Source organism: Brevibacillus borstelensis (genome assembly GCF_036700025.1).
Lineage (GTDB): Bacteria > Bacillota > Bacilli > Brevibacillales > Brevibacillaceae > Brevibacillus > Brevibacillus borstelensis.
In genome coordinates, this window is the sequence record NZ_CP144922.1 from 3,198,351 (window position 1) to 3,216,811 (window position 18,461).

General features: G+C 49.0%; 17 protein-coding genes and 4 tRNA genes. 5 read left to right on the forward strand and 16 right to left on the reverse strand.

Features of this window, described 5'->3' with window-relative positions; all coding sequences use genetic code 11:
- Positions 1-51: 51 nt before the first annotated feature.
- The 5 genes from V5G20_RS15140 to V5G20_RS15160 form a co-directional block, all read right to left on the reverse strand.
- Positions 52-648: a VanW family protein gene (locus V5G20_RS15140; protein WP_024985058.1), complete on the reverse strand. Its 597-nt coding sequence runs from the start codon at positions 646-648 to the stop codon at positions 52-54.
- 226 nt (positions 649-874) lie between these two features.
- The gene (locus V5G20_RS15145) at positions 875-1,501 is read right to left on the reverse strand and encodes a DsbA family oxidoreductase (protein WP_024985057.1); all 627 of its coding nucleotides are present in this window, start codon (positions 1,499-1,501) and stop codon (positions 875-877) included.
- A gap of 119 nt (positions 1,502-1,620) precedes the next feature.
- Entirely contained in the window at positions 1,621-2,352 is a 732-nt protein-coding gene (locus V5G20_RS15150) for an ABC transporter permease (RefSeq protein WP_338461174.1), read from the reverse strand.
- A gap of 11 nt (positions 2,353-2,363) precedes the next feature.
- A complete protein-coding gene (locus tag V5G20_RS15155; RefSeq protein ID WP_081924459.1) occupies positions 2,364-3,113 on the reverse strand; it encodes an ABC transporter permease in 750 nt (249 codons plus the stop codon).
- Positions 3,113-4,024: an ABC transporter ATP-binding protein gene (locus V5G20_RS15160; protein ID WP_039071133.1), complete on the reverse strand. Its 912-nt coding sequence runs from the start codon at positions 4,022-4,024 to the stop codon at positions 3,113-3,115. The genes V5G20_RS15155 and V5G20_RS15160 overlap by 1 nt, the downstream gene beginning before the upstream one ends.
- Before the next feature lie 175 nt (positions 4,025-4,199).
- On the opposite strand from V5G20_RS15160, the gene V5G20_RS15165 reads away from it, so the two are divergent.
- Both V5G20_RS15165 and V5G20_RS15170 read left to right on the forward strand, forming a co-directional pair.
- The gene (locus V5G20_RS15165; protein ID WP_003386945.1) at positions 4,200-4,916 is read left to right on the forward strand and encodes a response regulator transcription factor; all 717 of its coding nucleotides are present in this window, start codon (positions 4,200-4,202) and stop codon (positions 4,914-4,916) included.
- Positions 4,913-6,304: a HAMP domain-containing sensor histidine kinase gene (locus V5G20_RS15170; RefSeq protein ID WP_338461179.1), complete on the forward strand. Its 1,392-nt coding sequence runs from the start codon at positions 4,913-4,915 to the stop codon at positions 6,302-6,304. The genes V5G20_RS15165 and V5G20_RS15170 overlap by 4 nt, the downstream gene beginning before the upstream one ends.
- A 254-nt stretch (positions 6,305-6,558) precedes the next feature.
- Here V5G20_RS15170 and V5G20_RS15175 read toward each other — a convergent pair whose 3' ends face one another.
- Positions 6,559-7,467 carry an aminoglycoside phosphotransferase family protein gene (locus V5G20_RS15175; RefSeq protein WP_338461181.1) on the reverse strand — a complete coding sequence of 303 codons (909 nt, stop codon included), beginning with the start codon at positions 7,465-7,467 and terminating at the stop codon, positions 6,559-6,561.
- A gap of 568 nt (positions 7,468-8,035) precedes the next feature.
- On the opposite strand from V5G20_RS15175, the gene V5G20_RS15180 reads away from it, so the two are divergent.
- Complete coding sequence (locus V5G20_RS15180; protein WP_024985259.1) at positions 8,036-9,481, forward strand: IS1182 family transposase; 1,446 nt, start codon at positions 8,036-8,038, stop codon at positions 9,479-9,481.
- On the opposite strand, the gene ltrA is transcribed toward V5G20_RS15180, so the two are convergent.
- The 6 genes from ltrA to V5G20_RS15210 all read right to left on the reverse strand — a co-directional run bounded on the left by ltrA (position 9,420) and on the right by V5G20_RS15210 (position 13,541).
- The gene (gene ltrA / locus V5G20_RS15185; RefSeq protein ID WP_338463474.1) at positions 9,420-10,580 is read right to left on the reverse strand and encodes a group II intron reverse transcriptase/maturase; all 1,161 of its coding nucleotides are present in this window, start codon (positions 10,578-10,580) and stop codon (positions 9,420-9,422) included. The genes V5G20_RS15180 and ltrA overlap by 62 nt on opposite strands.
- Positions 10,581-11,182: 602 nt before the next feature.
- Positions 11,183-11,269: transfer RNA gene (locus tag V5G20_RS15190), tRNA-Leu, on the reverse strand.
- 715 nt (positions 11,270-11,984) lie between these two features.
- Positions 11,985-12,902 carry an NAD(P)/FAD-dependent oxidoreductase gene (locus V5G20_RS15195; RefSeq protein WP_024985051.1) on the reverse strand — a complete coding sequence of 306 codons (918 nt, stop codon included), beginning with the start codon at positions 12,900-12,902 and terminating at the stop codon, positions 11,985-11,987.
- Between the two features lie 321 nt (positions 12,903-13,223).
- Positions 13,224-13,307 (reverse strand) — tRNA-Leu (locus V5G20_RS15200).
- A gap of 19 nt (positions 13,308-13,326) precedes the next feature.
- Positions 13,327-13,402: transfer RNA gene (locus tag V5G20_RS15205), tRNA-Thr, on the reverse strand.
- A gap of 62 nt (positions 13,403-13,464) precedes the next feature.
- Positions 13,465-13,541: transfer RNA gene (locus V5G20_RS15210), tRNA-Asp, on the reverse strand.
- A gap of 181 nt (positions 13,542-13,722) precedes the next feature.
- Between V5G20_RS15210 and V5G20_RS15215 the strand changes: the two genes are divergently transcribed.
- Positions 13,723-14,646, forward strand: a complete 924-nt coding sequence (locus V5G20_RS15215; RefSeq protein ID WP_243014010.1) for a C40 family peptidase — start codon at positions 13,723-13,725, stop codon at positions 14,644-14,646.
- Between the two features lie 137 nt (positions 14,647-14,783).
- Here the strand turns inward: V5G20_RS15215 and V5G20_RS15220 are convergent, their stop codons facing one another.
- On the reverse strand, positions 14,784-15,365 hold the full coding sequence (locus tag V5G20_RS15220) for a LysE family transporter (RefSeq protein ID WP_003386953.1): 582 nt from the start codon (positions 15,363-15,365) through the stop codon (positions 14,784-14,786).
- 108 nt (positions 15,366-15,473) lie between these two features.
- On the opposite strand from V5G20_RS15220, the gene V5G20_RS15225 reads away from it, so the two are divergent.
- A complete protein-coding gene (locus tag V5G20_RS15225; protein WP_003386954.1) occupies positions 15,474-16,028 on the forward strand; it encodes a helix-turn-helix domain-containing protein in 555 nt (184 codons plus the stop codon).
- Here the strand turns inward: V5G20_RS15225 and V5G20_RS15230 are convergent.
- The 3 genes from V5G20_RS15230 to V5G20_RS15240 all read right to left on the reverse strand — a co-directional run bounded on the left by V5G20_RS15230 (position 16,025) and on the right by V5G20_RS15240 (position 18,460).
- Complete coding sequence (locus tag V5G20_RS15230; RefSeq protein ID WP_311067549.1) at positions 16,025-16,171, reverse strand: hypothetical protein; 147 nt, start codon at positions 16,169-16,171, stop codon at positions 16,025-16,027. The genes V5G20_RS15225 and V5G20_RS15230 overlap by 4 nt on opposite strands.
- An 80-nt stretch (positions 16,172-16,251) precedes the next feature.
- On the reverse strand, positions 16,252-17,610 hold the full coding sequence (locus tag V5G20_RS15235) for a nucleotide sugar dehydrogenase (RefSeq protein ID WP_003386956.1): 1,359 nt from the start codon (positions 17,608-17,610) through the stop codon (positions 16,252-16,254).
- A 25-nt stretch (positions 17,611-17,635) separates the two neighbouring features.
- Positions 17,636-18,460 (reverse strand): response regulator transcription factor, encoded by an 825-nt coding sequence (locus V5G20_RS15240; protein ID WP_003386957.1) that lies wholly within the window; start codon positions 18,458-18,460, stop codon positions 17,636-17,638.
- Between the last annotated feature and the right edge of the window lies 1 nt (position 18,461).

Sequence of the window (18,461 nt, forward strand, 5' to 3'; positions counted from 1 at the left end):
TCTACACGCCATAGCCATCCCTGTCAGTTATGTGTTTATGCTGGTACCGTTTTACTTCTTTAAGATGGCAATTACCACCTCTGTATCATCGTAAGTCTTGGCCTTGATCTTCAAGGTGTAGTCGTATGGATTGGAAAATCTGAAGTCAAGAAGTCCATATGCGACGGTAGCATCCTGTCCGACGGGTACATAGCCGACGGTCTTGCTGTGAGAGTGCCGTTCTACAATCGACAGCTGCGCTTCCATCACTGCATTGAACAGCGTCGAGGAGACTTGACAGATTCCTCCGCCGTATCCTTCGGTCAACTGGCCGTTTTGGATGACATGCGCTTCCTTCCAGCCATCTTCGGCCAGGTTGGAGTTGCCTACTTCCTTATTATAGGAAAACTCTTCTCCGGGCTTTATCTTTTCCCCGTTGATTTTTCTCATCGCTTTTTTGATGTTATGAATGCGACTCTCAGAGCTGCCAGCCATAGAGGTGTAGTACAGTCCCACGACATCTTCCTCATCTACTCCAAGACGTTCGATCAGCTTCTCGCGGTCAAAACCGGGCACGGCGGCAGTTGCTCCACTCGTTACCGATTGACCCGGTGCAGATGGATCAGGAGTGCCCGCTGCGCTTGCCGCCGGAACATGGATTACAGTCATCACAAGCCCTGCCAGTAGAGCGAATAGACAGGAACGAGATCGATTCTTCACTAACTCTCCCCCGCTTTTCTTCGATAAATTGAGAAAGCCGGCTTTGGTCAACGATTCACCGGTTCCTCTACCACTTTAGCAAGGTTATTGTCAAGACTCAATCTGTAAATCTTGGAGAGCGGATTCATGGGGAGGCATGAAAAAACCGCCCTCACAACGGGCGGCAATCGCTATGCTATGGGGTTTCCGACACCTGGCGGAAGGCTTTGAGAAAGTTCTCGACCGGATGCGCTCCAGATAGAGCCAATTTCCCATCAACCACGAAAAAGGGCACACCGGTAATTTGCAGTTGCTTCGCATACTCGAGGTCTTCGCGTATTTCATCCAGTTTCTCGCCCTTTTCGATGAGCAGGCGCGTTTCGATCTCGTCCATGCCGAGAAGACCCGCTATATTTACGAGCGTATCCAATTGACCGATATCCTGCCCATTTTCGAAATAAGCCCGGTATATAGCGTCTACCATTTCGGTCTGCAATTCTGGAGGAGCCAGCTTGATCAACTGATGGGAAGCAAGCGTATTGGGCCAAACGGAAACCTGATCAAACTGAAAAGGGATCCCTGCTGCTTCACCCGCATTGGCGGCATGCTGCACCATTTGTTTAGCCCCTTCGATTCCGCCTTTCATCGCCCCCATGTACTCCCAGAAGGGAACGCCTTCCTTGGGCGTGTCCGGGTTGAGCTGATAAGCCCGGTAGCGGATGGTGATCGGTTCTCCTTCCCACTGTTTGATAGCGTCAAATACATTCTTTTTACCGATCCGGCACCACGGACAAACCGTGTCCTGGAAAATTTCGATGATCATTTTGAAAGCTCCTTCCATATGTACGGTACCCTTATTGTAGCGCAGAGCTTCAGAGAATGTAAGTTAATAATCTTTTGTAAGCATTTTTTGTCTTTCTTCTATATATCATGCGACAAATATCATGCGACAACATCTCTTTTTGAAAGATACCTGATCGCAATAGCCGAGACAATGACAATGAACAAGCTGTTCATCGCCAAAAAGAGACCGTTCTCCGCGATTGTCAAACTTTCTTGGCTCAATGCGCCCATCCCGATCGTCAAGAGAGAATAAGGGTAAAACATGCCGAGTTTCATCACATACATCCCCAGACCGATAAACGCTGCACAAATGCTGATGCCGATTGGGACTGCGAAGCTGCGGATGCGTATCGATAGAGCAAGCTGTACCGCACTGATCGCGATGGATGCATACAAGCCGCAGCTCATCCAGCCAACGGTTTCTATTGGAAATGGCGATGCCAATCCCAGCACCTTCCCTGCGCAAAAATACAGCAGCAGGAAAAATGCCTGGACAATGAGCATCATTATCCCGGCGATAGCCAGTTTCGAAATGAAAATCGCAGACTGGGAAACCGGGGCCGTCATCACCTGGTACCAGTTTTTGTTGAAATGCTCGAGACGGCATAGATATGCACAGCAGATGGCAATGAGAACGGGAAGGAAAAACTCCCCGTAAAACAGGCTTACTTGTGTCCATAGGCTGTACCATCCATTGGTGAGCACGCTTTTGTTTGCGTAATAATTGGCGGTGCCAATCAAGATGCTGACAGCAGGCAGTGCCGCCAGAATGCTCCAAATGTACGACTTGCGCATTTTCAACCATTCGGCAGCCAAACTTTTTATCAACATGGTTCCCCCCCTTATTCTTCCTTGCGGGACATATGGATACTCCCGATGAGATAAACGGCTCCTCCCATCAAAACCACAGCGAGAGGCAAAGCCGGCTCGACGCTGCGGGTGACAAACTCCATCGTTCCGTTCTCGTATTTGTACGTGACACAAGACAGCCCCGTATAATAAGACCAGACAAAGATGCGCCGGACCGCTTCCGGAAAAAGATCGGCCGTCATCCCGATAAAGCCGCCAACCATCCCCAAACCGAGTCCAAAGGCTTGATTTTTGACAGCAGATGAAATCCATTGCTGCAAGGCGATGACTGCCATATTTGCCAGCATGGTGCCTGACACAAATCGGAGCAGCAAAGAAAGCGGCAGCGGCTGCGCAAAGCCGTTTGCCAATCCAAATGTTGCAATCGCTATGCTGAGCAGGATCATGGCCAACAACATCAGCAGGCAGGCACAAGCATATTTTGCGGCATAAATCCTGCTGCGTGGAAGCGATGCCGCCATTAGCAGCTTCCACGTGTTTCCTGTATGCTCCATATCGGAGATGCGAGACACAACCACTGCCGAAAGGATCGGAAGAAACAGCCCATTCATGGAGGCAATCGTGACAACTATCCCCTCCCATCCCGCTTTATCCGGATTCCGGGACATGGCCATGCTGACAGACAGGAAGGCCCAGCTTATTTCTACCAACAGAAACAGTACGATCATGAGAAATACCCGCTTGCGGCGCAGCTTATAGAACTCCAGTAGAATTGCTTTCATCAAAGGCTTTTCTCCTTTCCTGTAAGCTCAAGAAAGATGCGCTCCAAGCTTTTCCTCCGCTCTTCAATCCGAATCACATCGATGCCCGCCTGGACAAGCATTCGGTTTGCGAAAGCGGTCTGCTCGTCATTCATTTCTTTCACTATCAAGGCATCATCCTCGATAACTGAATGGAAGCCTTGCCTGTAGAGCAGGACATGCGCCGTTTCGTTATCCACCGTTTTTATCGCAATACGAGGCTGGCTCTTGCTTTGCAAAGCTTCCATGCTGCCCTGAAACAGCAGTTTCCCATCGCTGATGATGCCGACTGAAGTAGCAATTTGCTCAATTTCTGACAGCAAATGGCTGGAAAGCAATACGGTGATGCCGTAGCGCTGCGGCAATGATTTGATCAGCTCGCGAATTTCACCAATACCCGCAGGGTCAAGTCCATTCGTCGGTTCGTCAAGGATCAGGAGCTTCGGAAAAGCGATCAAAGCCATTGCAATGCCAAGCCTCTGCTTCATTCCAAGGGAATACAGTCCAGCCTTTTTGTCCTTGTGGTTTTCCAGCCGCACAATTTTGAGTGCCTCGCATACATTTTTGTCCGGGACATCGTGCAGGCGCTGCATGATCCGCATGTTCTCCAGACCGGTCAAATGTCCGTAGTACGAAGGAGACTCGATGAGCGAACCGGTCTGGCGCAAAATGGACAGCCGGTTTTTGTCAAACTCCCCTCCAAATACAACAACCTTTCCGCTTGATGGCTTGACCAGCCCCAAGAGCATTTTGAGCGTTGTCGACTTTCCTGCTCCGTTGGGCCCCAAAAAGCCGTACACCTCCCCTTCATGCACCTCGAGATTCACCTCGTTCACCCGATAAGCGTCGCCATATCGTTTGGAAAGATTATGCGTTGAGACGATTGCTTTCATCTTTTTTCACTCCACTCTGTTTGCTGCTGATTTTAGTATCGCAATTTGAGCATAACAGCGGCATCTTTCTGGATACTGACGGCAACCTTACAGCGACCTTAAATCACGGGAAACACTTCGAGTTATCGCGAAATCGCCGGAATTTTGCTGTATATTTGTAAACAGGTGATGACGAATGGACCAGATCAAGCAAAAGAAAGTGCTCATCGTGGATGATGAGCATGAAATACGCGAGATGATCGACAGTTTTTTGCGAAAGGAAGGCTTTTTTCGGATATTCCATGCGGCAAGCTGCAGCGAGGCGATCGAGGTCTGCCTGTCGGACAAGCCGGACATTGCCATTTTGGATGTCATGCTGCCGGATGGGGACGGCTTTTCCCTGTTTTCTTCCCTGCGCAGAATTTCAGACATACCTGTGCTCTTTCTTTCGGCCAGAAACAAGGATGAAGACCGGATCCTCGGGCTTGGCCTCGGCGCCGACGATTACATTGTCAAGCCGTTTTTGCCTCGCGAGCTTATGCTGCGCCTGGGAGCCATATTGCGGCGCGTGTACGCTCCGCCAAAGCAGGAGCGGCTGCCTGTTTTTGCGCTGGGGAGCTTTACTGTCGATTTGGAAGGGGGCGTGGTACGCAGCGCGAGCGGAGAACAGCCGTTGACCGCCAAGGAGCATGCCCTGCTGAAAAAGCTGTATGAAAACCGCGGGCGCATCGTCACAAGCGACGCTTTGTGCAACGCGGTATGGGGTGACGACAGCTTTGGATACGAAAATACCCTCATGGTTCACATCCGGCGCATCCGGGAAAAAATCGAGTCGGATCCCTCCTCCCCTGAACACCTGCTGACTGTAAGAGGGCTGGGCTACAAGCTGATGGCAAGCGAGGATCGGGCATGAACGGGGCCATTCATATTTTGCGGCGTTTCGTAATCTCAACCATCCTTATTTCGGTGTTTCTGCTCATCCTGAATTACGTAGTGCTCGGGACATGGTTTTTTAATGGAATGAACGTTGGAAAAACGCCTGAGGATGTCGTACGCGGGGCTTCAGAGGGACTTCATGGAAGCAGCGGCAGCTATGCGCTCGCTGAAAGGGCGGAAAAATTGCTTGTGCAGCACAATGCTTGGGCCATGCTCATCGACAAGCAGGGACAGGTGGCATGGGGCTTTAAGCTGCCGGATGAATTGCCCCGTGCCTATTCGCTAACGGATGTGGCAAAGCTCTCCCGGCATTACGTTATGGATTATCCCGTTTTCATCTGGGAGCATCCCGATGGCCTTGTCGTTGTCGGGTATCCAAAGGACAGCGTGGCAAAATACCAATTCAGTTTTCCGCTTGACTGGATCAGCAGCGTTCCCCTCCGGCTGGTCGGCATGATCTTCGGGAACATTGCGCTCGCCCTGCTGCTGTCGCTTGTCATCGGCACCCTCCTGATTAAATCCATAACCCCGCTGATCGACGGCATTCACGGTCTCGCCCACGAGCAGCCTGCCCATGTCGAGCCGAAGGGATTGCTGCGCAGCCTGGCAAAGAGCATCAATCACACTTCGGCGCTGCTGCAAGAAAAGAACGCAAAGCTGAAAGCAAGAGATGAGGCGCGATTCAACTGGATTGCCGGTATCTCTCATGACATCCGGACACCGCTTTCCATGGTGCTTGGGTATGCCAGTCAACTGGAGGAAAGCGAGACCTTGCCGGATGAACAACGGAAAAAAGCCGCGATTATCCGGCGGCAGGGGGAAAAGCTTCGTTCCCTTGTCAGCGATCTCCATTTGGTCTCCATGCTTGAGTACGAGATGCAGCCGGTAAGCTGGAAGGCTGTAAGGCTGCCGGTGCTTGCCCGGCAGGCCGTATCAGACTTTCTCAACAACAATGATGTCGGTGAGAGATTCTCCCTGCAACTGGCTTTCGAGGATGAGAACATCAAGGTCAATGGTGATGAAAAACTGCTGCAGCGGGCGATTGCCAACCTTCTGCAAAATAGCATGCTTCACAATCGAGAGGGCTGCCAGATTCTTTTGCAAATCATGCGTTCCCCCGACAAAAAAACGTGCCGCTTCACCGTCACGGATAACGGAAAAGGAATACCGCAAAGCGAGCTTGCCGATTTGCTGGAGCTGCCGTACTCGACCAAGAGAAAGAGCCCTGTACAGAACGGCCACGGACTCGGCCTCCCGATGGTCGCGCGGATTGCCAAAGCCCATCAGGGAAGGCTGATCCTGACGAGCGATACGGGGAAAGGGCTGCGAGCCGAGATCGAGCTTCCGGTCATGGCAGACTCTTGATTTTTTTGCCCCGTGCATGTCCTTTCACGCTAAAAAAGAACAGAGCGGCTGCTTTCACCCTGCTGCAGCCGCTCTGTTTCCGTTATTCCAGTGCGCTATATCGTGTGCTTCAGTCTTAAAACAGGTTTATAGGCATGCTTTAAGCCCATGGAAACGGCCAGTCTCAACACAAAAGCACTCAAATTGCCAAAGTCCCTCACAGTTCCTTCCTGCTCCTTCTACCACCGAAACGGCTATCGCAGCACTTATATGATCTAAACGAGCGTTTTTAACTCTTTCGCCAACAAGCTGATCGTTGCGGCTCTCTCCCCGGCATCCTGCTCATCGAATAAAAGCTGCTGAACAAATTCCCACATGTCTTCCAATTTCCGTTTCTCCTGATAAAACTGGAGGGCATCGGGGTTAAAGGAATAGTCTTTATGGCGTTTCCGATAGATGCTTAAAAATGTGTCGAAATGCGGATGATCAACCAGGAACATCAGATCGGCTTCTACGGGAGCCACTGTAAGTCCTTCCCAGTCAATCAGAATCAGCTTCTCTTCGGCCAGCATCAAATTCCAATTGTGGATATCGGTATGGCATAGAGCCAGTTTGGGATGACTGTTTTTCAACCTTGCAGACAGCCTGCGAATGCTATCGGACAGGCTCTTGATACGTTCCATCTTTGGTTCGATCATTTTCACAACATCCGTTGACAGCTTGTTCCAATCGTGATCCAATGCGTTCCTCAGCTCCTGCAAAAACGGAACCTCAAAAACTTCCCGGAGTCCTTCTGTTTGAACAGGGATTTCTCCCCCATACCAATGGAGCTCCGCAACGATTTCCGCGAGCTGACAAACCTGCTCCCTGCTTAACTCACGATTGCCAATCGTTTCTCCGTCAATATATTGAAAAAGAAGATAGATGGCATCTTTACTTTCGTATTTATAATCGCCATTTGTTGTGAATAGCGGCACAGGAATTTTCCCCTTCAAGCCGCTATTTTGCTGGAGCCAAACGGTGACAGGCATGTACGTATCAATGAGAGCTGTCCACTTGGAGGTAGATGCTCTGTTTTTTTCATAAACCTTCAGGAAATAAGTACACCGGTCATCAAGCACTTTGTAGGCCAGCGCTGACCATCCCCCCCTGCTGCGGCGAAACATTTTTGCAATCGATACCATACTGCTCTCTTAGGATTATTTTTATCTCGTCCATAGTAGCCCTCTATTCATTTGTAGTTTCCAGTGGATGGGTCCACCAAGCTGAGTCTTGTGCAATAGATCTACAGCTTATCGATAATCAATGACAAATGGTTTATTTTAAGCCTCCGGTTACGATATCTACAATTGTTATTTTATCGTATATTTCCCTTTCCCTCTCAGCAATATATTCAGAATCGAGTAGGAGGGGGCGACTAACCCCCGTCCTCTCACACCACCGTACGTACCGTTCGGTATACGGCGGTTCACCAAGCTTGACGAATTTGAGAATATCGTTGCACTAAGCTTTTCAGCCCTTGTTGTTGCCAGTAGGCAATGCCGAGGGCTTTGTGTATATGCGGAGACTTTGTGGTACGCCATGCACCCTTGCGGGTATTTGCAATTTCAATGGCTTTTACGTGAGATATGCCAAGAGAACGAAGTTCTCGCAGCCTGTAGACAAAGTTCCGTAAGGAACAGGGTCTGCAGGCTTTTTTGTTGAATATAGAACATGTTACGTTTTCAAAAGTTATTTTTTAGAGGTGGCATTATGCTTAATAAGCAAGAGGCCGAAGGGCGTTATCAGATATCTGCATTCTCGCTAGATGAGTTGGTGCCAGAAGATCATCTCGTAAGAAAAATTGAAAATGCAATCGACTTTTCGTTCATCTATGACTTGGTGGAAAGCCTCTACTGTCATGACAATGGCAGACCCAGTGTTGACCCTGTAGTCTTAGTTAAAATTGCTTTCATCCAATATATTTTTGGAATTCGTTCCATGCGACAAACGATTAAAGAGATCGAAACCAATGTTGCCTATCGGTGGTTTATTGGCTATGATTTCAGTCAGCCCATTCCCCATTTCACGACCCTAGGCAAGAACTATGTTCGCCGTTTTCGGGATACTCAACTCTTCGAGTCGATCTTCCTTCGAATATTGGAGGAGGCGGTTCATCATGGATTCGTGAAGCCTGATGTGCTTTTCATTGATGCTACGCATGTAAAAGCCAGTGCGAATAAGCATAAATACGTGAAAGAAATCGTTGAAGAACAAGCGAAGAAATATCAAGAGCTGCTGGACGAAGAAATCAATCAGGATCGTATTGCACATGGAAAGAAGCCCCTTGAAAAAAAGACAGAAACTTCGAAGAAGGAGGTGAAAGTCAGCACAACTGACCCGGATTGCGGATTGTTTGTAAAAGGGGAAAAGGAACGTGTATTTGCTTATAGTTTTCATACAGCATGTGATCGAAATGGATTTGTGCTTGGTGCCAAGGTAACGCCAGGCAATGTGCATGACAGTCAGGTTTTTGAGGATGTTTTGAATCAAGTGCGAAAGACGTTTGCACAGCCTCAAGCTGTGGCAGTGGACTCGGGATACAAGACGCCTTACATCAGTAAAACACTCCTTGATGACCAGATTCGCCCCGTTATGCCCTACACAAGACCACGCACCAAAGAAGGTTTTTTTAAAAAGCACGAATATGTGTATGATGAATATTTCGACTGCTACATCTGCCCGAACGAGCAAATCTTAACATATGAGACAACAAACAAGGATGGGTACCGTATCTATCGATCAAATTCTCAAGTTTGCCGAAGTTGTCCGTTCTTGAAACAATGCACGGAAAGTAAAGACTACACAAAGAGAGTGAGTCGCCACATCTGGGCTGATTACCTCGAAGAGGTAGACCACCTCCGGCATACCGAGGAAAACAAACAAATCTATAGCAAACGGAAAGAAACGATTGAACGTGTATTCGCTGATATGAAGGAAAAGCATGGCATGCGTTGGACGACCTTACGAGGACTGGAGAAGGTCACGATGCAGGCGATGCTTGTTTTCGCTGCCATGAACTTGAAAAAAATGGCGACCTGGCTATGGAAATCAGGTCGCCAAAAGGTGAACGATCAAAACACCTTCGGTATTTTCATCAAATTATTAAACAAACTCCCTCTGCTGTTCGTTCAGCGAGGGAGTTTGTCTGCAACCTGAGAGAACGAAGTTCTCGATATCTGGTTCTCACGCGTTTCCACTGCATCCACAAACAAAGACGGAGCCTGCGCCTTGTCCATTCCTCAATGGATTGTAGAATGCCCTTCGCGTCTGCAAGGGCGAAATATCCAATCCAGCCCATGAGGTACTGATTTATTCTTTCAATCCGCTTCTCCATCGAGATGCTCCACACCGGATTCGTGATCGTGCGGATTTTCTCTTTTAGCTTGAGGAGGGATTTGGGGTGGATGCGAATCCTTGTCTGTTTTGCAAAGGTAAAACTAAAGCCCAAGAATTTTCGTTTCCATGGTCGGTCTATCGCGCTTTTCTCCTCATTTACTTTTAGCCTTAGTACCTTCTCCAAGTGGTTTTGAATACTCTTCTTTACTCGTTCCCCTGCCCGTTTTGTTTTCACGTAGATATTACAATCGTCTGCGTAGCGGCAGAAACGGTGGCCTCTCTTTTCGAGTTCCTTGTCCAAATCATCAAGTAGGATATTTGCCAAAAGTGGGCTTAACGGCCCACCTTGCGGTGTTCCTTCACTTGATGTTGTACAGACGCCATTTATCATGATCCCCGCATTCAAGTAGGAACGAATCAGTCTTAAAATTCTCTTGTCCTGAACTTTTCGAGCCACACGGCTCATTAGAATATCATGATTTACGCGATCAAAGAATTTCTCTAGATCGATGTCCACCACGAAACGATATCCTTCGGAGATATACGCTTGCGCTTTCCTTACTGCCATGTGAGCGCTACGTTTTGGACGGAACCCATAGCTAGATTCCGAGAAGGTGGGGTCGAAGATCGGCGTTAACACTTGGAGGATGGCCTGCTGAATAAAGCGGTCTACCACGGTGGGAATGCCTAATAACCTTACACCACCGTCAGGTTTCGGGATTTCGACTCTGCGAACAGGTGAAGGTCTATAGGTTCCCCTTTCCATCTTCTCGCGGATGGCTTGCCAGTGTTCACGTAGATAATCGCGTAGTTGTTCGGTTGAAACACCATCGACTCCACCGACACCTTTGTTTTCCTCCACTCGTTGGAGTGCCATCCGTAAGTTTTCCCGTGATAAGACTTTTTCCAGCAAATCCATAATGATGTTCCTTCCTTCGCACATGCGGACTCCGTGCTTGCTGTACGATACTCAGCCCTCTTTTGTACCCTCGGGGCTTCACCCCTGCTCTTCAAAAGTAGTTCCTTGACAGAATTCTGCTTCGACGTACCGTATCAAAAGACATGGATCGCATGCTGACTTGATGTTCGGCCCTTCCCCATTCAAGCGTCCTCTACTCGGGTACTATGGCCTCTGCTGACTTCTGCATGTTCAGCGTCTCCTTACGGAGACGGTTACCAACAGTTGAAGGCGTTTCATGCAGACCTCCCCAGGTAAGAACGATAACTTTCATCCCATGTACCTGCCCAAGTTTACTACTGTATCCCTTGGCTGTATGGGGCTTTGTCTTGTTTGGCAGACTCGCCCGGATACAACAGCCTCAAATTGGGTTCGTGTACCTCAGGTCGGGATTTTGCCGCCGGCTTCCTTCAGATTCGACCTCGCGGTCGACACCCTTGCCTTGAGCTAACGGTTGGTACAGCCAACCCCCGTTCGGGACTTTCACCCTATAGCTATCGCCCATGCTGGGCGCACCAAAAAAAGACCCTTCAGAAGAATCTGAAGGGCCCTATGTTTACATATGGTGCGGTCGAGAGGACTTGAACCTCCACGGTGTTGCCACCACTAGAACCTGAATCTAGCGCGTCTGCCAATTCCGCCACGACCGCAAGCGACAAGAATTATTATATTCGCAGACGATGGAGATGTAAAGCGGACTTTGGGAAAATGGGAAAGGCACCCCGTTGCCGCTTTGCAGGGGGACTGTTCCATCCAGATCATATGGAGGACTCCGGCTCGTTAGTCTTCACCTTTGTTTGATGTGAAAGGAAATCGCAAAGCTCAAGAGAACAAAAAGCAATCGCAAAGACAATCCCAGCAATATTCCTGTCAACAAACCCAATGCAACGTTACTTTCAGTGACATGATAGCAAGCGACAAACAACCCACTTGAGCCAATGGTCGCGGGCATGCCTCTCCTTGCACGGAAAGTACCCTCGGGGAGCAGCTTTCGCAAGGGCTGTATCATGATCAGCACTCCCACTTGCTGCAAGCGCCATCCCTCTCCAATCGGTTATAAAACCGCGTCCAGTCAACAGCAAACACGTTCCATCGGCCAGGAGCACCACATATCCTTCTTTGCGGCCGTTGTTGGAGGCCGCTTTCTTCTCTCACCGAAAATTTGCGAAATGCGGGAATCGTCAGCACTACAGACAAGCCAATGAAAGGAAGCACCAGCCAAAAAACGAATCGCCAAGACAGAAACTCATCTAAAAGCCCGGCAAAATAAGGACCATTTAACGCAGGTAAAATATCTACCGTCAACTTTTTCTTTGGAAACTCCCCTCGTACCTGAATACCTGACGAAATCTGCCGCAAGAAACTTCAGCCGTTTCTCCTCCAAGCCTCCATATTCAATTCATTATTGATGGCCGCAGCGACAAATGCGCCCATAGAAGCTGCAGCAATCGCCTGATAGAGCCGCGATGCCGCATCTCCGGCGCTATAGACGCCCGGGACATTCGTTTTCCCGAACTCGTCGACAACGACCGAACCCGCTTCCGTGATGCGGCATCCGATCGTTCGCGGCAGCTCCGATCCCGCGACCAGCACCGGTTTAAAAAAGATCCCCCTGCACGGAATGGTTGTCCCGTCTTCGAGAACCACTTGACGGACGATTCCTTCGCTGGAGTCAATGGATTGAATCGGCGAGTCAAATAGGGGGACTTGATGTCGCTTTAGCTCTTCGCGCTGTGCATCCGTCAGCTCATCGGGGCCGTTCGTGCAGATGGCAAAACGATTCGTCCATCCGGAAATCAATGGAGCGAAGTGCATAAGCTCTGCCCCCTTGTTAATGATGACTAGCGGCTGGTCGCTTAATTCCCAGCCATCGCAATACGGGCAAACGAAGGCGCTTTTTCCGTAAACTTCCGCTAGTCCAGGAATGTCCAGCGGCCGATCCTTCATTCCTATGGCAAACAGCACCTTTCTGCTTTCAAAAGTCTTACCTTGCTCTGTCATAATTTGAAAATGTCCATCTGATCCCGTGATCGAAACGGCCGTATCCGCCACGAAAGACACGGCCGGATAGGCGCTTATCTCCTCCTTCGCAATTCGCCGAAATTCACCTGGACTTATTCCGTCACGGGTAAGAAACCCGTGGGTCTCGCGAGTCACCGCATTGCGGGGATGGCCTTCATCGATCACCGCCACATTTTTTCTCGCTCTCCCAAGCATGAGGGCAGCATTCAACCCAGCCGGACCTCCGCCAATAATCGCTACATCAAGCAGTTGTTTTCCCACCATTAACACTCCTTTATGGATTTGTAATATCCGTAATTAAGATGCAAAAAGCTTATCGCTTCTTGTCTGCATCGAGATTGCAATGCTTATTTGCAACTGCATGTTTCCCCTCCTCCCTACTTCATATAATAACTATTACAGACCCGCAATATCCATAATATACAGTTCGACTCCAATTTGCAATAACATACTTGGTCCGTACTCTGCTAGTAGTCTCTGCGAGGAGCAGGGCAAAACGGGTTCCCGTATCAGTCCCGCATATGCAAAAAGCTCCTGAATCGTCCATAGGACAAATTCAAGAGCTCTTCATTACTTGGTTGATGCGGTCGAGAGGACTTGAACCTCCACGGTGTTGCCACCACTAGAACCTGAATCTAGCGCGTCTGCCAATTCCGCCACGACCGCAAGCTATTAAGTTGTAAAGTGGTGCCGGCGATAGGACTTGAACCCACAACCCCCTGATTACAAGTCAGGTGCTCTACCAATTGAGCTACACCGGCACGTCCATGCTGAAAGGGTGAACCCGTTTACGGGCGAGAGACTCGTTGCTTCTTCGTAAAAATGGCGGAGCTGACGGGACTCGAACCCGCGACCTCCGGTGTGACAGACCGGCGTGAACTCCAACTTCACCACAGCTCCATTTTCCGATGGCACCGCGCTTTCTAGCGGCGACTCTTGTAATATAGCATGTCCTCAAAAAGAAAACAAGAACTATTTCTATGATTTTTCAAAAAAAGTTTTCATAGATTTACCAGCCATTTTTCGCTACAATTTAATGTAGCACAATGCGGAATCATGTAGAAAATGGAGACGATCTTCTATGAAAAAAACGACACGAATACTCGCCATCCTCTCCGTTTGCGCATTCATGCCAGTGACTGCCCACGCTTCTTCCCCTGTGTATGTGGTTCAAGCGGGCGACACACTGATGAAAATCGCCAGGGAGAATCAGACAACGGTTCAAGAGTTGATGCAAGTAAATCAGTTGTCATCTGATCGGCTGTCGATCGGTCAAAGCCTTTCCTTGCCGGGTACAGCGACTCCCCCTGTTTATGCGGCTGCTGAGTCGGCGGTAAACGAAGCTCCTGCCGATATCGTTTCCCAAGGGAAGTCATCTAGCATTGGGGCCGGGATAAAAGCACGGATTACCGGTGACATCGTAAATGTCCGCAAGTCCCCTACACTCGATTCAGAAGTGATCGGAAAGCTTCCAATGGGCGCGGTCGTAGATGTCCTGGACCCTGGAGCGGAATGGACCAAGATTTCGTTTGGTCAAGACGAATCATTTGTTGCGACCGATTATTTGGATGAGGTGTCCTCCTCTTCCGAATCCTCTTCTAAAGAAGAATCGAAAAAGCGCAAGAAAAGCTCATTCTCAACCAAAGAGTTGTATCGAGCATTCGAACCGCTGTTGAACACCCCTTACGTATTGGGCGGAACGACGACGAGCGGATTTGACTGCAGCGGATTTACTTCCTATGTATTCAAAGAGCTGGGAATCACCCTGCCTCGCACCTCCGAAGAACAATTTCAAGGCGGACAGGCAGTCTCACTGGATGATGCTCTACCTGGTGACCTCGTCTTCTACGACACCATGGGAAGAGGCCGCGTATCCCACGTAGCCATTTATCTCGGCGACGATCTGATCGTTCATGCCAATGGCGACGACGTCCGCTACGAAAAGCTGTCGAATATGCATAAGCTCTATCCGTTCTTCGGGGTCAAACGTTACTCTGATGAGTAGAAGGATAGCTGCCCGCCTGGAAGAATCGAAAAGCTTCCAAGCGTGCTAGGCATCGTTCGTGGGCCAACTGTAAGTCACCTTTTGGGATAGCTGAAGAGCTGTCCCTTTTTCTTTGGAATCAATTCTCTTTCTTTTCTTTAATGCACAAGAATCGAAATAGCGGTAAATACCAATAACAATGCCATAACTACCTGAAACTGATTCCTGTACTTGGATAAGAACCTTTGAAAAACGGAACCAAACACACTCCAACTGATCGTACCCATAAAACCAATGACCGCCAGAAAAAAGGAATACCCGATCAAGCTGAGATTCGAAGTGTGATACGGGAGAATGAAGGTTGAAACGATCGTAATGCCGTACAAGATAGCTTTTGGATTGACGAATTGCAAGAGCATGCCTGTTATGAAGCTGTTTTGGTCCCCATTATTGTCATTTTCATGCTGTTTGCTGATAATCAATTTAATAGCCAAATACACCATGTAGATTGCGCCTAAAACCGTCATGATCCATTCCATTTTCGGAATGAAGCTTTTCAGCAGGAGATCAAAGTAACTGCACAGTAACATAATGATGAAAAAGCCTGAACCAACTCCGAAACAAAACCGCAGCGTCTTCTTAAAACCGTACTTATTGGCAAATACCATTGCCATAATGTTATTGGGTCCTGGCGTAAAGCTGGAAACAAAAGCGTAGAGCAATAATGAAAAGAAAGGCATCTGGGAACCTCCTTTACCGAATGTGTTATAACGACGACAGCGACCGTTATAACGGTTTACTTTATATTGTACAAATTGGACGTCATATTGTAAATAAGGAGTGTGTGTATGGAAGAGATCAATCTGATCATTGCCAAAAACTTAAAAGCCATCCGAGAAAGCAAGAAACTGACTCTTGAAAAGGTCGGAGAACTGACTGGAGTCAGCAAAACAATGATCGGTCAAATTGAAAGAGGCGAATCGAGCCCCACGATTACAACGATCTGGAAAATCGCAAATGGCTTGAAGATCTCCTTCACTTCCCTCATCAATCATCCGCAACCCGATACGAAAGTGGTCTTGCGGAGCGAGGTTCAAACATTATCTGAAGACGATGGGAAGTATCGCGTTTACCCCTACTTTCCCTTCCAGGAGGATAAACGCTTTGAAGTTTATTCTGTTGAAATCGAAAAAGGCGGTTCCTTTCAATCGGATTCGCACGGAGACGGGACTGAGGAATTTATAACGGTTTTTGACGGGGAAGTAACTGTATGTGTAAACAACATCGAATATACGGTGAAAAACGGTGATTCGATCCGATTCAAGGCCGATCGACCGCATTCCTACCGCAATACCGGAGAAACGATGACACGGATGAGTATGATCATCTATTACCCTGCTTAAAAAGCCGCTTCAAATGAGCGGTCGTTTTCACCATTTGTATAATCTTGTCGTACCGGGGCCGACTGCCAAGCAGGTGTGGTCCGACTACCGCCACGCAGCGCCGTGCCGTGTGCAGGGAGAGGCAGACGGTGCGTGCCGCTCATGCCCCTGCTGCCTCCCAACGAAAAAGGTCTTCCGCAACCTTCAGCTTGCTAGCCGAAAGTCACGAAAGACCTTCCTATTATTAAATCGCTAATGAGGCCTCAGGCGCTTGCATGGTTTTTACGGAAGTGCCCAGCTTGTAGAGATGCGGAGCTTGTATGCCGTCAAACGCATTGCGCGTATCCAGTATCGCGACTCCCATCTCCGCCAATTCCCGGTAGTTAAAGACACTGTGATTGGTCAACAGGACCATGCAGTCATAGCTTCTCCACGCTTTCGCGTCGTATGCTACACTCCTCACCTCTTTCCCGCTCTGATCCACGAATGTCTTGGCATAAGGATCATAGTAGTCAACGAGTGCCCCGGCTTCTTTGAACAACTCATACACCTGCAGCGATGGCGACTCGCGCAAATCGTCGATATCAGGCTTATAAGCCATGCCGAGCAGCAATACCTTTGAGTTGCGGATCGACTTTGCGTACATGTTGAGAATCACGGATGTCTTGTAGACCACATGATCTGGCATGCTGTTGTTGATCGACTGGGCAAGATCGATGAATTTGCTAAAGAAGCGGTATCCTTTCGCCTTCCAAGACAAATACATCGGGTCGAGCGGGATGCAGTGGCCGCCGATTCCCGGTCCGGGGTAAAACGGCATAAATCCGAACGGCTTGGTGGAAGACGCCTTGATCACTTCCCATACATCGATGCCCATTCGCTCGCACATCAAGGCCATTTCATTTATAAACGCGATGTTGATACTGCGGAAGGTGTTTTCCAACAGCTTGGACATTTCCGCTACTTTGGTCGATGATACCGGGACGATTTGATGAATGAAGTTGCCATATAGTTGAACACCGAGTGCGAGGCATCTTTCCGTCGTCCCGCCAATGACCTTGGGCGTATTCTTGGTAGAGAAACGACTGTTCCCCGGGTCTACACGCTCCGGCGAGAAGCAAAGGAAAAAGTCATTCCCTACCTGATAGCCCATCCTTTCCAGTTCCCACTGGATCAATTCTTCGGTAGTGCCCGGATAAGTCGTGCTCTCCAGCGTGATCAACGGCCCATTTTGGATATGATGCTTGATTTGATCGACGACGCGGGAAATGTACGAGGTATCCGGATCTTGGTTTTCACTAAGCGGGGTGGGAACGCAGATGCTGATGGCATCCAGCTCCTTCAGTACCCGATAATCGGTCGTGGGGATGAATTTTCCTTCCTTGACCAATTGGTCGACAGGATCATTTGGCACATCGCGTATGTAGGACTCCCCTCGCTGCAAGGTTTCAATCTTTTTCAGGTCCAGATCAATTCCGAAGACGGTAAATCCGTTTCGGGCCATCTCAATTGCCAATGGAAGTCCCACATACCCCAGTCCAATGACTCCTACCTTCGCTGTCTTTGCTTCGATTTTTTGTTGAAGTGCTGTAAATCGATCCATCTGGCATCCCTCCGGTTGTTTGTATCTAGGAAACGAGCAAACGCCTGATTCTCCAGTCCAGTTCGACAGGGGAAAACGGTTTGGTCAAAAAGTCCGCAACCCCTCGGCGAAAACACTGGGACATATCCTCTTCCAGGCGTCTGTCCGTCAATACCATGATTTTGCAACGTTCCGTCGTTTCATGCTGTTGTTGCAGCCAGTCAATCAGCTGATAGCCATTCATGACAGGAAGTGTCAGTTCGGTAATTACCAGGTCCGGCTGCACCTGCTCGACTTTTTCCTTCCCTTCCATACCGTTTTCGGCGAGATGGATTTCATAGCCGTGCCGAGCCAGACGAACGGACAAGATTTGCTGGATCACAGGGTCATTTTCGACCAAGAGAAGGCGGGGACGACGTTCCCATTTGTGATCATGGCCTTTCACTACCTGGATAGCGGAAGGCATGGCAGCCGTCTGGTACAAGCGCTCTGTCATTTCCCATAAAATGGCTTCCATAGAATCACCGCTTTCCGGATAGGAAGCTACGCATATGCCCTCGGCCAATTGTTCATTGCTTTGCAAATATTCCTTTATCGCCAGCGCGGTGTAATGCGTTTGAGCCAAACTCACATCGTCCAGCAAAATGACGAGGCGTCCGGAGCTCTGTTCGTAAAACAGCTCCGCCGCTTGTTTCGGCTCTTTCGTTGCCAGAAACTGCTGCAACTCTTTCCACTCCAAATCTCCACTGTGTCGGCATCGAATCGCAATCATCCCGCAGGACAGATCGCTTGCCTCATAATACCGGATAAAATACGCCAGTTTTTCCGGTATGCCAGGTGGCCGCATATAACGTCTGTCTTTCTTTTCCATC